14 protein-coding genes are annotated in these 13,982 nt (G+C 41.4%); all 14 read left to right on the top strand.

What is annotated here, in order from left to right; translation table 11 throughout:
* Positions 1–29: 29 nt before the first annotated feature.
* On the top strand, positions 30–1,688 hold the full coding sequence (locus tag LZP85_RS16130) for a hypothetical protein (protein ID WP_206782148.1): 1,659 nt from the start codon (positions 30–32) through the stop codon (positions 1,686–1,688).
* Complete coding sequence (locus LZP85_RS16125) at positions 1,688–2,473, top strand: PRC-barrel domain-containing protein (protein ID WP_076512661.1); 786 nt, start codon at positions 1,688–1,690, stop codon at positions 2,471–2,473. The genes LZP85_RS16130 and LZP85_RS16125 overlap by 1 nt, the downstream gene beginning before the upstream one ends.
* Positions 2,474–2,489: 16 nt before the next feature.
* Positions 2,490–3,929 (top strand): VanW family protein, encoded by a 1,440-nt coding sequence (locus LZP85_RS16120; RefSeq protein WP_206782147.1) that lies wholly within the window; start codon positions 2,490–2,492, stop codon positions 3,927–3,929.
* A gap of 12 nt (positions 3,930–3,941) precedes the next feature.
* On the top strand, positions 3,942–5,609 hold the full coding sequence (locus LZP85_RS16115; RefSeq protein WP_206833172.1) for a GspE/PulE family protein: 1,668 nt from the start codon (positions 3,942–3,944) through the stop codon (positions 5,607–5,609).
* A gap of 11 nt (positions 5,610–5,620) precedes the next feature.
* A complete protein-coding gene (locus LZP85_RS16110; RefSeq protein WP_206782145.1) occupies positions 5,621–6,661 on the top strand; it encodes a type IV pilus twitching motility protein PilT in 1,041 nt (346 codons plus the stop codon).
* Positions 6,661–7,875: a type II secretion system F family protein gene (locus LZP85_RS16105; RefSeq protein WP_076512665.1), complete on the top strand. Its 1,215-nt coding sequence runs from the start codon at positions 6,661–6,663 to the stop codon at positions 7,873–7,875. Before LZP85_RS16110 ends, LZP85_RS16105 begins: the two co-directional genes overlap by 1 nt.
* Before the next feature lie 337 nt (positions 7,876–8,212).
* A complete protein-coding gene (locus tag LZP85_RS16100; protein WP_234561800.1) occupies positions 8,213–8,626 on the top strand; it encodes a prepilin-type N-terminal cleavage/methylation domain-containing protein in 414 nt (137 codons plus the stop codon).
* Positions 8,626–9,378: a prepilin peptidase gene (locus LZP85_RS16095; RefSeq protein ID WP_234561798.1), complete on the top strand. Its 753-nt coding sequence runs from the start codon at positions 8,626–8,628 to the stop codon at positions 9,376–9,378. Before LZP85_RS16100 ends, LZP85_RS16095 begins: the two co-directional genes overlap by 1 nt.
* 13 nt (positions 9,379–9,391) lie before the next feature.
* Complete coding sequence (gene pilM, locus LZP85_RS16090) at positions 9,392–10,384, top strand: type IV pilus biogenesis protein PilM (protein WP_234561796.1); 993 nt, start codon at positions 9,392–9,394, stop codon at positions 10,382–10,384.
* The gene (locus LZP85_RS16085) at positions 10,381–11,007 is read left to right on the top strand and encodes a hypothetical protein (protein WP_142925374.1); all 627 of its coding nucleotides are present in this window, start codon (positions 10,381–10,383) and stop codon (positions 11,005–11,007) included. Before pilM ends, LZP85_RS16085 begins: the two co-directional genes overlap by 4 nt.
* Positions 11,004–11,711 carry a hypothetical protein gene (locus tag LZP85_RS16080; protein ID WP_142925375.1) on the top strand — a complete coding sequence of 236 codons (708 nt, stop codon included), beginning with the start codon at positions 11,004–11,006 and terminating at the stop codon, positions 11,709–11,711. Before LZP85_RS16085 ends, LZP85_RS16080 begins: the two co-directional genes overlap by 4 nt.
* A complete protein-coding gene (locus LZP85_RS16075; protein WP_119543583.1) occupies positions 11,711–12,181 on the top strand; it encodes a type II secretion system protein in 471 nt (156 codons plus the stop codon). The genes LZP85_RS16080 and LZP85_RS16075 overlap by 1 nt, the downstream gene beginning before the upstream one ends.
* Positions 12,182–12,285: 104 nt before the next feature.
* On the top strand, positions 12,286–13,284 hold the full coding sequence (locus tag LZP85_RS16070; protein WP_119543584.1) for an SPOR domain-containing protein: 999 nt from the start codon (positions 12,286–12,288) through the stop codon (positions 13,282–13,284).
* A 109-nt stretch (positions 13,285–13,393) separates the two neighbouring features.
* Entirely contained in the window at positions 13,394–13,969 is a 576-nt protein-coding gene (locus tag LZP85_RS16065; protein WP_061785218.1) for a Maf family protein, read from the top strand.
* The last annotated feature ends 13 nt before the right edge of the window (positions 13,970–13,982 follow it).

Below are 13,982 nucleotides of genomic sequence, written 5' to 3'. Positions count from 1 at the left end.
TCTATTCTTTTAGTAGGAAGTGAAGGCCTTTGATTTCTTTTTTATTAATTAGTATTAGTTCTATTGTTTTATTTTTTGTTTTATATTACCTGCCTTTACCGTATAACAAAAATGGTAGAGTGGCTATTTTTAGTGCTTCTGTCATACTAGCGATTGTGGGGCTAATCACAAACGTTTTTCTTTCTATTAAAGGAATGCTTTTGACGTTATTGCTGTTAATTTTATGCATTGCTTATTTATTCAGTAAACGTCCTGCTTTGTTAATGGGAGCTGAGACTTCCGCAGATGAAGATGATGATTATCAGCTGCACGTAAACGCCATGACGAATCATCAATCAAAGCTACCTAGTGTACCTCATGATGCTGAATCGGTTCACCAAGATAGGAATAAAGATGACTTCTACCTTGATATCGATACAAAACAAACGGTTAATTCATTTGAAACTGCAGACCTCGATGTATTATTACATCAAGATTCAACCTCTGTTGAACAGAAGAGTGAGCATGATCAATTCAACGTTACATCAGCTGAACATATCGAACCATTGCAGGAAATCGATGAGGTGAATGAAGATAACGCCTTACCAGTTGTATTAGAAGAACCCTTCCAACAAGAAGAAACGTTAGCTCCGCTAACAACGGCAGAATTAGACATGCTTTTACATGAAGAATTATCTTCTATTGAACAGAGGAATGAAGAACAACAAGATCATGTGCCAGATGTCCTGGAAGATGAAAAACTACTAGAGTACTTAAATCATATGAATGTAAACGAAAATGAGTTTCCTAGTGAGCGAGATTCAAATCATGAAGGAGAAAGTCATCTCCATGATTTATTGAATGATATTACAGTCGAAGATGACGATTTCGTCGTGAGTGAAGAAGTTGAAGAATTAGAGGACCTGATAAGCGATATGACGATTCTTGAAGAGGAAGTAATGCCGCTAGAAAATAATCATCAAGAACCGCTTATCGAACTTCTTGAAGAACAACAGCTTGCAGGCTTCGAAAAGGAAGAACTTCATGAAGCTCTGATAGAAGAAATCGAAACAAATCAGCTAGAAGTCAGTGAACTTGCTGAAGGAGTAGATAATGCACGAAAAGACGGTGAAGAATCGCATGATGAAGAAGTGCATCATGAAGGTATGCTGACAAGTGAACCTGAAACTCGTCGCCAGGAAGAGCACAATGATCTAGAAGAAGTGCGTGAAGAAGTAATGGAAGAGAGCACTGTAGCCGAAGAACAAGACAGTGATGAGCTGGACATAGTCACTAATTTGAGTGAAGAACACGTAGACGTAGTAGAAGAATATCAAGGAGCTAGTGAGAAAGAGCAAGAAATCAGCGAAGAATCACAAGAACCAAAGCAAGCAGCAGTGACGGCTTCTATGAACGCAGCTCTATGGCAAACCATTCTAGAGCAAATTGAATGGTGTAAATATCAGCAAACGAAAGAACAATATGAAGATACGCTTCATCAATATATTCATACAGCTCTGCCAGCTCATGAGAAATATGTGCTACATCGCTTACTTATCCAGCATTATATTGACAGTCATGAGTCACAAAACGCTACTACACAGATTGAAATAGTAAAAGAGGCGTATGGACAATATCCTATTTTACTAGCAGAATTAAATTACTTACATGAATTAGCAAATCTTGAAGGAGTAGGTGTTAAGAAATAATGAAAAAAAGTGTTGAAATTCTGAACTTGCCTGTTATTAGCATTTCAGAAGGAGAAGAAATTGGACAAGTCAAAAGCTTAATTATTAACCCAGAGAAGTTTTCAGTCGACTTTTTAACAACCCAACAAGAAGAATGGCAAGTAGGAGTTAAAGCGATTCCGTTTAAAAAAGTCATCGGTGTTGGGGAGTATGCTGTCACTGTAGAGCACGGCAATGCAATTATGGACCTTAGTGAAATTCCAATTGCAAACCAGCTTTTCAATAAAAAAGTAGGGCTAATTGGTTCCCGAGTTATGACTCGTAAAGGACATCTTTTAGGTGAAATTATTGAGTACCACGTAAATGATGATAACGGTCAAATCCTGGGATTAACCTTAAAAATGGGTGATCGCGAAGTTATTTTACCGATGGGAGAAGTTGTAACCCTTGGTAAACAAATGGTTATTGTGACTGAGAATGCTGAAGAGGCACTTGTAGCTGAAGCTTCTGAGTTAAAAGTCTTATCTGCTGATGAAGAAGCGGAGCAAATCATTTCAGTTGTTGAAGCGCCAGCACCAGCTCCAAATCCAACAGAAGTAGACAACAAAGCACTGCAGCAAGCGGATGGTTTAAAAGAAAAACAGGTACAGCTGCTTATCGGTAAGACGCTGTTAAAAGATATTCATGACCAGCAAGGAAACATGCTGTTTGAAGGTGGTACAACGCTAAAACGTGAAGATGTAGAAAAAGCTCAGGAAGAAGGTCCGAGCACGTTTGTTGAACTATCGATGAATGTAACTGAATAATTAGGAGGAACTTAGTGTGAGAAATGAACATTTTCTCCGCATTTTTCTGCTACTGACATTTTGTACCGCATATTTGTTAAGCTTTTCAAACCTTGGTGTTTATGCGTACGATCGTTTATTCGGAAGCGATGGTGCGTATAAACCAGGTACAAAAATTGGCAGTATTGATGTAGCTGAAATGTCAACTGCACAGGCAAAAGAAGAAGTTAAAGCATCTATTGAAAAATGGAAAGCTACACAAACAATTGACATTCAGTACAAAGAGAAAAGCGAAACATTACCAATGGATGTATTTTCATTTTATCTTAACGATACATTTGCTGTGGCGCAGACAGGAAAAGAAACGCCTGTGTCAGTAAAAGTGAATGAAGAACTGCTAGCAGCATTCTTAAGCTCATTTCAAAATGACCCAGAGGATAAAGATAACTTGCAGATGGATCGTTTAAAAAGGCAACTGCATACGCAAGCTAGCATGCTATCCCCTAGCAACGAGTTGCTCTCATTGGAGTCATTTTTACCGGAGTCTAGTCAGACAAAAGAAGTGCTGGCACAGTCAACCGTAGCCGTGACGAGTAAAGAAATGGCTGATATCCAAAGCTGGTTAGATGAACTGAAGCAGCTGAAGATACCCGCACAAAAAACGGTCTCGCTAAACGAACTAATTCAAAAGCATCAGCTTGAGAATCTATCTCCAGATAGTCTAAGTTTAGTTGGGTCTTCGATATATGAAACAATTACTTATTCGAATTTTGATATATTGGAACGTCACATTGGCAGTGAAATTCCTGATTATATTGATCCCGGATTTGAGGCTCGTATTTCGCCAGGCAAGCTGGATTTAGCATTCTTTAACAGCAATCAATCCGACTATACATTAACCTTTGAGCTTGACCAAGGACGTCTAACAACTAAGTTAGTAGGTGAACCGTTTTTTTATACATACGAAACAGCAGTGAAAGAGCGGAAGGAGTATGAGCCACGAACAATTGTACAATATACAGCAATGCTTTCTCCAAACGTCACTAATATTGAAACGATGGGCAAAAACGGATTGGCAATTAAAGTCGAGCGAACGGTAACAGATGGAGACGCAGTTATTGCATCTAATCTGTTATCAGATGATTTCTACCCGCCTGAAAACAAAGTTGAGCAGCGAGGCTTAATTATTGATGAAGAAGATAGCGATAATAGCCAAGACATGGATTCATCTGAAAGCAGTAGCTCTAAAGTAGATGAGGACGCAGCAAAAGAATCAAATGATAAGTCTGAATCAAATGACTCTTCTGGAAATTCTTCAGCTAGTTCTTCAAACGGGAATGAAGGTCCACCTAAGAATAACAGCACGACCAGCGAGGCAGAAAAAAAAACGACTAATGCTAATGAACAAGCTGTGAACAAAGAGCGTGAGCAAATTATGAACGGAACAGCTGACGTAAAGGAACCTGAAAAACCATAATGTGTGTAAAGGATGAAAGTGATGCATGAGCGTAAACGACTTGGCGATTTGCTTTTAGAAGCAAATTTGATTACAGAAGCTCAGTTAACAGAAGCTTTAAGCGAAAAAAAAGAAGGGCAAAAGCTGGGAGATGCTCTTTTAGAACGCGGTTATCTTACCGAACAGCAGCTCATTCAAGTGCTGGAATTTCAGCTTGGAATTCCCCACGTTAGCTTGTATGGCTACCCTTTTGATGAGTCGCTTTTTTCTCTCATTACGCATGACTTTGCAAAGCGTAACATGGTTGTGCCGTTAAGGAAGGAAGAGAACCGCTTGTTAGTGGCGATGGCCGACCCGATGGATTTTTTTGCGATTGATGACCTCCGGTTGTCAACAGGATTTCAAATTGAAACGGCTATTGTATCCAAAGAAGAAATTTTACGAACGATTTCAAAGTACTATGACCTTGATGATGACGTGGAAGAGTTTGCGCTGCTTCAAAAGAATGTCCAGGGGCAAGAAGAGGAAACGGTAACTGACGGTGACTCTCCTGTAGTGCGCCTTGTGAATCAGCTTATTGCAAATGCCGTTCAGCAAAAAGCAAGTGACATCCATATCGACCCTCATGAAAAAAAGCTGTCCATTCGCTATCGCGTGGACGGCATGCTTCGTGTGGAACGAGTTTTGCCCAAAAATCTTCAAGGGATGCTCACGGCTCGAATTAAAATTATGGCGAACCTTGATATTACCGAGCATCGCGTTCCACAGGATGGTCGAATTAAAATGAATTTAGATTTAAAGCCAATCGATTTGCGTGTCTCAACGCTTCCGACCGTATATGGTGAAAAAATTGTTATGCGTGTATTAGACTTAGGGAGCTCATTAAAAAGCATTCATAAGCTTGGGTTTAACAGCTTAAACTTAAAACGTTTTTTGAAAATGATTGAGCAGCCAAACGGCATTGTGCTCATCACAGGTCCAACAGGATCGGGGAAATCTTCCACGCTATATGCGGCGCTAAACTACCTCAACAAAGAAGAAACGAACATCATTACGGTAGAAGATCCAGTGGAGTATCAGCTTGAAGGAATAAACCAAATTCAAGTAAATCCTGCTGTGGGCCTAACCTTTTCAGCAGGACTTCGCTCAATTTTGCGGCAGGACCCTAATATCATCATGGTTGGAGAGGTGCGTGATAAAGAAACGGCTGATATTGCCATTCGCGCATCCTTAACCGGGCACCTTGTATTTAGCACGCTTCACACTAATGATGCGCTCAGTACAATTACTCGACTGATGGATATGGGAGTAGAACCGTTTTTAGTGGCGACATCACTAGCTGGCGTTGTATCTCAGCGTCTCGTTCGACGAATTTGCAGAGACTGTCAAAGTGTTCGCGAGCCGTCTGCAAGCGAGCGTGATATCTTTGCACGCAGAGGAATTTCAATCGATCGCGTTACGTATGGAAAAGGGTGCGGAACGTGTAACATGACAGGGTATAAAGGTCGAATTGCCATTCACGAACTCATGGTGATGAATGAGGAGATAAAGCAGGCTATTTTAAATAAAGAACCATTTAGTCAACTTCGTGCTCTAGCGGTGAAAAATAAAATGATTTTCTTGATGGATGACGGATTGGTAAAAGTGAAACAAGGGTTGACGACTACGGAAGAAGTTCTGCGTGTGTCAACGTTAGAATGAGGTGAACGATAATGAGAAGCAAAGTGGAACATTTAATGAGAAGTGCATTCCAGCTAAAGGCGTCAGACGTACATTTAACTGCAGGCGTCCCGCCGATTTTTCGCATCAACGGTGCTTTAAAGCGCTATGGAAAAGAAAATTTAGTTCCAGAAGAGCTTGAAGAGATGGCAAAGAATATTATTGATCCAATAAGATGGGGAGACTTCAAAGAAAAAGGCGAGCTCGATTTTTCATACGCTGTGGAAGGATTATCGCGCTTTCGCGTCAACGCTTATCATCAGCGCGGTTCAATTTCAATTGCCATTCGAATTGTGCCTACGAAGATTCCGAGTTTAGAAGATTTAAAGCTTCCGGAAGTATTAAAAACAATTACGACGAAATCTCAGGGACTTGTTCTTGTGACTGGACCAACGGGAAGTGGGAAGTCAACAACGCTTGCGTCTATGATCGATTTTATGAATCGTACGGCAAGTCGTCATATTATTACGCTAGAAGATCCGATTGAGTACTTACATCGCCACGGTAGCTGCATTATTGATCAGCGGGAAGTGGGGTTTGATACACACAGCTTTGCCAACGGTCTGCGCGCTTCGCTTCGTCAGGATCCTGACGTTATTCTAGTGGGAGAGCTTCGCGACCTAGAAACGATTCATACTGCCATTACGGCAGCTGAAACCGGACACTTAGTGCTCGCTACGCTGCATACGTCAAGCGCACCGGCAACGATTAACCGTATTATTGACGTATTCCCAGCTGCGCAGCAGGAGCAAATCCGCGTCCAGCTCTCTTCGGTGCTCGTGAGCGTCATTTCACAGCGTTTGCTGCCAACGACGGACTTGCAAAATCGCACGTGCGCAACGGAAATTTTAATGAATAATCCAGCTGTATCCAACCTGATTCGCAGTGAAAAAATTCATCAAATTCCAAACGTTATGCAAACAAGTCGTTCTCTTGGCATGCATACACTCGCTCAGTCGGTCAATGAGCTTTTGCAAGCGGGTGTGATTACGAAAAAAGTAGCGGAACCGTATGTCAACGAGGCGGTTAGCTAATGGTGCAGTTTCAGTACGAAGGAAAAGACGTGAACGGAAGAAAAAAGCGCGGGAAAATCACGACTTCATCCAAGCGTGATGCCGTGATGCTGCTGCGTGAAAAAGGAATTCGCGTTTCTCATGTACAAGAAGTAGAGCAGACCTTGTTAAATAAAGAAATCAACCTAGGCAATAAGGTGAAGCTCTATGATTTTGTCATTTATCTACGCCAGTTTTCAACGCTTTTAAAGGCGGGAGTGACGGTTGTAGAGTCGACGCGTATCTTATCTGCTCAAACCGAAAGTAAACTACTACAGCGAGCGCTTGTACAAATTGAAGAAGAAATTCGGGAAGGAAATGCGCTATCCTCAGCTTGTGCGAAATTTCCTCATGCGTTTCCAAGCATGTTTATTAACATGGTTAAAGCAGGTGAAGTAGCCGGTAATCTCGATGAAACGCTTGAACGCCTAGCCGATTATTTTGAAAAGCAGCACCGCACGCGACAAAAGATTATCTCAGCACTGGCTTATCCAGCAGCGGTGGGCGTCGTGGCCATTGCCGTCGTCATTTTCTTGCTTGTATCCGTTGTGCCAATGTTTGTAGATATGTTCAAAGATTTCGGAGCTGAGCTTCCAGCCATTACGAAGTTTGTATTGGCTTCAAGTGAATTTATGCAAAAATTTTGGTGGGTAATTGTTGGTTTATCTAGCATCATTGCAGTAGGACTTTCACTTTTATATAAGCGCCCACAAACAAAGTATTATTTAGACTATGCCATGTTAAAGCTTCCCGTATTTGGACCAATGCTGCAAAAAGCGGCTATCGCTCGGTTTACGCGAACGCTAAGCTCGCTGTTTTCAAGCTCCGTGCCAATTTTACAAGCCATTCACACCGTTGAAGGCGTTATTGGGAACGAAGTTGTATCTCAAGTATTAAAAAAAGCGCGAACGTCTCTTGAAAAAGGAGCTTCCCTTACCGAACCGATGGAAAAACACTGGGTATTTCCACCGCTTGTGACGCGCATGATTTTAGTTGGTGAAGAAACGGGTGCACTCGATACGATGTTAAGCAAAGTGGCAGATTTCTACGAAGCGGAAGTTGAAACGACAACGGATCGGTTAAAGTCTCTCATCGAACCGTTAATGATCGTCTTACTAGCTGTACTTGTAGGGACAATTGTACTAGCGATTATGGTGCCGATGTTTGATTTATTTAATCATGTTGATTCGTACTAAAACTATTTTCATATTTTGTAAATCATTGTATAATGAAAAAAATGAATAAAATGACCTATAAATCCATTGTGTGATTTCAATCGGGATAAGAAATCAGCATGATAGGAACAAATGAAATCTTCATCTACCATGACGTTTGCAGCATGGTATTTTCTTTACTTTTTTACTAGTTATAAAGTATGAGGGTTTATGGTCCTGATTCTGCTGATTTTTTACATATTCAACAGAATAGAGAACAGAATGTAGTACAAGCACAAAAGCTCAATGCTCATCGGTTCCATTTTCAAGTCAAACGGTGGATTTATGCAAAATGTACAAAGGAAAAGGAGAGAAACACATGATGAAAAAGTTCTTGAAAAATGAAAAAGGATTAACGCTTATCGAGCTACTAGCCGTAATCGTTATCCTGGGTATCATCGCAGCGATTGCTATTCCAAGTATTGGTGGGATTATTCAGAAGTCTCGTGAGGATGCGGTGAAGGCTGATGCGATTCAGGTATTAAATGCTGCCAAAGTATACATGGCTTCTAATAACGTAGAAAATGGAAGTGAAAACACGATGAATCAAGAAGTCTTGGCTGAATATGTAGACTTTGAAGGTGAAGGATTCGGTACTTATGAAGTGAGCTATACAGATGGCAAGTACGAATTAACTGCTGAGGGCGATGCAGGAAGTAAAACAATTAAATTTGAGAATGCAACAATTAAGGGTATTAAAGCTAGTGGGAAATCTTTAGAAATTACAAACTAATGATATATTTTTATTGCTACATTCTAACCCTAGGTCTCATCCTAGGCTCCTTCTACAACGTAGTCGGCTTACGCATTCCGGCCAGGGAGTCAATTGTGAGGCCACGGTCTAGCTGCCCGAGCTGTCAGCACGTTTTAACAGCTCGCGAGCTGGTGCCGGTGCTGTCGTATTTGATTCAAAAAGGGAAGTGCCGCAGCTGCGGGACGTCGATTTCAATTAAATATCCGATGGTGGAACTTTTGACAGGCATACTATTTGTCCTGTCATTTCGTTTATATGGCTTTCAGTGGGAAACGCTTGTTGCGTGGACTCTTGTATCGCTCCTGATGATTGTGGTGGTATCCGATTTGGCGTATATGCTCATTCCGGATAAAGTGCTGCTGTTTTTCTTGCCGGTTGTAGTCGTTCTTAGACTGTTTGTTCCGCTCGACCCTTGGTGGGATATGCTTCTAGGTGCTGCAGCTGGCTTTGGACTGCTCCTTTTGATTGCTCTCGTTAGCAAAGGTGGCATGGGAGGAGGCGATATTAAGCTATACGGAGTGCTTGGGCTTGTGCTCGGATTTAAGCTCGTGCTCTTGTCCTTCTTTTTAGCCGCGGTAATCGGTACAATTGTTGGAATATTTGGTATGATAGTAGGGAAAGTCCAACGCGGAAAACCAATGCCATTTGGCCCATCGATTGCAGGAGGAACGCTTGTTGCATATTTTTATGGTGATTTTCTGATAAACTGGTACTTTACATTTTTAATTTAGCAGGTGAACAACCATGGCCTTACGACTTCCGTCAATGAAAAGTAAAATAGGCAATTTGATTATTAAAGACCATGTCATTCGATATATTGAAGTGAAACAAGCAAGTCCGTTTGTTATTTCGAAACAGCATGAGCGTCATTTACCTCATGGCTTAATTCAGCAGGGGAAAATTGTGGATGAAGAGTCGTTGCTGTTTATTTTAGATGAATGCGTGAGAGATTGGAAAATTAAAAAGGTGAAAGTGCGCTTTATTGTTCCGGATAACCAGGTGGTTATCCGGCAGCAGCAGCTTCCAGAGCACGTGAAGGAAGAGGAGATTCGAACGTATTTGTTTATGGAACTTGGCGCTACGATTCATTTGCCGTTTGAAGAAGCTATTTTTGACTACGTTATTCATCAAAAAACAGAAAAGCAAACGGAAATCACGCTTTTTGCTGCGCGAGAAGATACGGTTGTTAGCTATATGGAACTGATGAAAAAAGCGAAGTTAAAGCCGGTCGTTGCGGACTTGTCTTCGCTTAGTACATACCGACTTTTCTTCCAGGCTGACCTCGTTCGCTCTCAGGCGCACTATATGGTTTTGCAAGTGGATTCGTTTAGCATGAATGCCAGCTTATTTGCGAACCATCGTCCCGTCTTTATGCGCCATATGTCAGTTGGAGAGTACTGTAACGGCTGGACAGTGGAGCAAGAAGGAGACAAAAATTCTCTGCAGTTTTATGGTGACAAACATGAGCAAATACAAGCATTCTATGAAGCTATTCAAGAGCTAGAGCGAATCGTTAGCTTTTATCAATTTTCTATTAATAAAGGTGAACAACTCATCTCCAAAGTTTTTGTGACCGGTGACCATCCCTATATTCATGAGTTAATGGAGCAAATGCAAGAAGCTGTTAGCATTCCATTTGAAGTGATTAACCATGGAATGAGTCGTCAAGAGTTGATAGACGACGTGAAGCCCAGCTTTCATTTGCCGCTTGGCTTGGCACTGAAAGAGGTGAGATGATGCTTGTTGAAATTAATCTCTTGCCCCAAAAAGAACGTGGAAATAAGCTGTTTGTTTGGGGGCTAGTTACCATTGCTGCGCTAGTGCTGTTGGTGGGGAGCTTTATCATTTGGGAGTATTTTAGTTTAGTAGAAAAAGAGCAGTCAGCAACGATAGCGATTCAAGAAGTACAGGCTGACCAAGCTGTCAAAAAAGCGCAGCTTCAAAAAAGCAACGACGGCAAGGAAGTTGAAGAGCTTGTTTCAGCGATTGAATGGGCGCAGAGCTACCCGATGAAAACTGTTCCAATTATCAAAGAGTTTACGGCTGCGCTCCCTGACCGAGGCTTTCTTAAACGATTTGCGTACAGTGCAGAAAACGAGACGGTAGAAATTCAAATTCAATTCGACGAACAGCGCCAGAGCTCCTATTATTTAAGCCGATTAAAAAATGATGTATCGATTGTAAAAGATGCGCAGGTGTTAACGGTGGAAGCTGAAAAAAGTGAAAAAGAGAACGAAGATAAAACGATTCAAAGTGAAGAAAGCATTATTCCGCGCTATGTTGCAACGTATAGTGTTCAGATTGATCGAAAAGCCGTAGGCAACCTTGTCAAGAAAGAAAAAGAAAAGGAGGACCAATGATGATGGGACTATCCAACAAACAGTGGATTATCGGTGCCTCAACTTTTGTTGTTATGGCATCCCTCCTTGTGATTTTATATTTTCAGTTTTTATCACCGTTAAAAACAAATGTTCAGACGCTTGAAGAGGAGCTTGAAGCGGAACAGAAAATTTTAAAATCGTTGAATGAAAGCGGGGCAAATAAGCCGAAAGCCCTTTTGAAAAGCAGCGTGGAGCTACAAAAACAAGTACCCGTACAGCCGTTTACCGAACAGTTTATGCTCGAACTGCAAAAAGCTGAAGTGGTGTCCGATAGCGTCATTGATGAGATGAATTTTGCTGATGGAGAAGGGATTTCTTCACCTGCAGGCGAACAAAGCGCTGAGGATGAAGCGCAGCCTGCTGAAGGGGCTGTCACTCCGGCAGGCTTACAGCAGACCAAAGTCACCGTCACGGTAGAATCGAAGCGATATGATGACCTCTTGACATTTTTACAGACGATGGAGTCTTCAAAGCGCATCACCCAAGTCGAAGCGATTACGTTTGATGGACCACAGGATGCAAAGACCATTTCTGATGTAGAAGACCCCGTGCTGCGATATGAGCTAATGCTATCAACATTTTATTACCCTTCGTTAGAGAATTTACGTGATAAAATCCCAGCAATCGACATACCAGAAGCGGGAAACAAAGCTGATCCATTTCAAACATTAGGTAATCATTAATGAAGTTGATACATAAAGATGAACGAGGACTGACGCTGATTGAAGTTCTAGCGGTTCTTGTAATTTTAGGAATTGTAGCAGCGGTGGCATTTCTCCTTACAAGTAAGGTCATTCAACAATCAAAAGGTCAAGCGTTCGTAGCTAACGCTATTGCTATGAAGGAGTCAGCCACTTTACATAAGCGTTCAAACGAAGTGATCTTAGATGGAAAAGTGGAAGGGAAGCTGACGTATCAAGAATTGATTGAAGAAGATTATCTTGAGCCGCTGATGGACCCTTATACGAATAAAGAATGGACGACAACAGAAGATGCTGACGGTTCATTTGTAGAGATTCGCTTTGAAGATAATCGCTTAAATTACTATGTTTGCCTAAAGAGTGATACAAAAGTACTTTGCCAAGAGGACGGAGTAGGCATTTTGTCATCGGAGCTTGCGGTCGACAAAATTAAAAATCGTGTAATAAAATAGCGAAACCTTTTATAACAAGACGACAAATGTCTTGTTATTTTTTTTGTCGTCTATGATAGCATGGTAAAAAGTGTATGTGTTAGGCAGCAAAAGGTGGTGAAAAGGTGGACAAGCAAAATCCAAAAGTTACGGTCAAAATTAATGGTAGGGAAAAGAACATAAAGGATACGGATACGCCTAAGGAAAAGGAAGAAGAGGTAGTGTGGGTTCTTCCGGAAAAAGTCGAGGTGTCTGAGCGCAAAGTCGTTTCAATTGAAGAAGTGCGCAACGAAAAGAAAAAACAGCCGAAAAAACCGAAAGAGCAAGTAGGAAAAATATCCATCAAGAAATCATCGTTTTCAGCAGCGAGGAAATTTATTGTGATTGTAGGACTAGCGGTTACCGTTGGCGTCGGGTTTGGAATGTTTGGTTTAAATACGATTACAAATGATAAGCAGCCGTCTCCAGTCAGTCAGAGCCCATCCGCAGTTGCGGTTAACTCCGCAGTGACCGATCATTCGGAGCAAACAAAAGCGACTGAAAAAGAACTGAAAGAAGACGCAAAGCCTGGGGCAACGGCCACGGTTGATGCTTTCCCAATCTATATTGTACAAGCAGGTGTTTTCTCTTCAAAAGAAGCGGCAGCAAAAGCAAAAGAAAGTCTAAGCGGAGAAAGCGTTGTGTTTGGTCAAAGCAATGCCTATACCATTGTCGTAGGTGCTAGTACGAGTGAAGCAAAGGCTAAAGAACTGAGCGATGCCTATAAAAAAAGTGGTGAAGACGCCTATGTAAAATCATATGAGATGAAAGGTGCTGCTCAGCTGGAAGAAAGTGACGAAAAAGTGATGTCCACGCTTCAACCATTTATGGCCAATGTGATGGATCAAGTGGGAAAAGTAGTGGAAGGAAACAAAGCGTCAAGCGTGAGTGAAGTTAAGAAAGAACTGGATAAAATCCAAGAGCAAACGGATAATAAAGAGATAGGAAAGCTAATTAAAACGCTAGAACAATCGGTTTCCTCTCTTGAGTCATTTAATCAGTCTAGTAAAAAAAGCGATGGTGATCAAGCGACAAAGTATATGCTAACGTCCCTTGTTCAGTATCAGCAAATTATTAAAAAGTAAATCAGGTGGCGCTTGCTACCTGATTTGTTTATTGTAAAAAATAGTTAATCTTGTTAAAATTGAGATGTGTTCTTTTTTTCAAATATTCGAAGTGTAAAGGTTGAGATCAATGAACAAAGAATTAATATTAGCCTCTGGCTCTCCTCGTCGTAAAGAACTGCTACAGCAGCTTCACATTCCTTTTTCCGTACATGTAAGCAACGTTGATGAAAAAGTTAATCACAACTATTCACCGTCTGAAGTGGTGATGGACTTAGCGTTGCAAAAAGCGTCTGATGTTGCAACTCTGTATCCGAATCATATTGTGCTAGGATCCGATACGGTTGTTGTGTACAAAGACAGTATTTTAGGAAAGCCAGCTAGCGAAGCAGAAGCAGTTAAAACTTTAGAGATGCTTTCAGGAAAAAAACATCAAGTGCTCACAGGAGTGGCTCTTGTGGAAGGTGAGCAAGTTCAGACATTTTATGAAAAAACAGATGTTGAATTTTGGCCGTTAACAGTAGATGAAATTACGCAGTACGTTCGAACGGGTGAGCCAATGGACAAGGCGGGCTCGTACGGTATACAAGGCCTAGGAGCTGTGTTTGTCAAAAGCATTCAAGGTGATTACTTCTCTGTTGTTGGTCTGCCATTGTCTCGCACAATAAGAGAACTGAGAAAGCGTGGTTTTGTCTACTCCATTTGAGGAGGGAAACCAT

This window comes from Priestia flexa (genome assembly GCF_021441905.1).
GTDB classification, from domain to species: Bacteria; Bacillota; Bacilli; order Bacillales; family Bacillaceae_H; genus Priestia; species Priestia flexa.
This window is presented reverse-complemented; position numbering and strand designations above follow the sequence as displayed.

Coding starts and splice junctions, on each gene's coding strand:
- LZP85_RS16125 (WP_076512661.1), top strand. CDS start 1,688: ATGAAAAAAAGTGTTGAAATTCTGAACTTGCCTGTTATTAGCATTTCA.
- LZP85_RS16115 (WP_206833172.1), top strand. CDS start 3,942: ATGAAAGTGATGCATGAGCGTAAACGACTTGGCGATTTGCTTTTAGAA.
- LZP85_RS16110 (WP_206782145.1), top strand. CDS start 5,621: ATGAGAAGCAAAGTGGAACATTTAATGAGAAGTGCATTCCAGCTAAAG.
- LZP85_RS16105 (WP_076512665.1), top strand. CDS start 6,661: ATGGTGCAGTTTCAGTACGAAGGAAAAGACGTGAACGGAAGAAAAAAG.
- LZP85_RS16100 (WP_234561800.1), top strand. CDS start 8,213: ATGATGAAAAAGTTCTTGAAAAATGAAAAAGGATTAACGCTTATCGAG.
- LZP85_RS16095 (WP_234561798.1), top strand. CDS start 8,626: ATGATATATTTTTATTGCTACATTCTAACCCTAGGTCTCATCCTAGGC.
- pilM (WP_234561796.1), top strand. CDS start 9,392: ATGGCCTTACGACTTCCGTCAATGAAAAGTAAAATAGGCAATTTGATT.
- LZP85_RS16085 (WP_142925374.1), top strand. CDS start 10,381: ATGATGCTTGTTGAAATTAATCTCTTGCCCCAAAAAGAACGTGGAAAT.
- LZP85_RS16080 (WP_142925375.1), top strand. CDS start 11,004: ATGATGATGGGACTATCCAACAAACAGTGGATTATCGGTGCCTCAACT.
- LZP85_RS16075 (WP_119543583.1), top strand. CDS start 11,711: ATGAAGTTGATACATAAAGATGAACGAGGACTGACGCTGATTGAAGTT.
- LZP85_RS16065 (WP_061785218.1), top strand. CDS start 13,394: ATGAACAAAGAATTAATATTAGCCTCTGGCTCTCCTCGTCGTAAAGAA.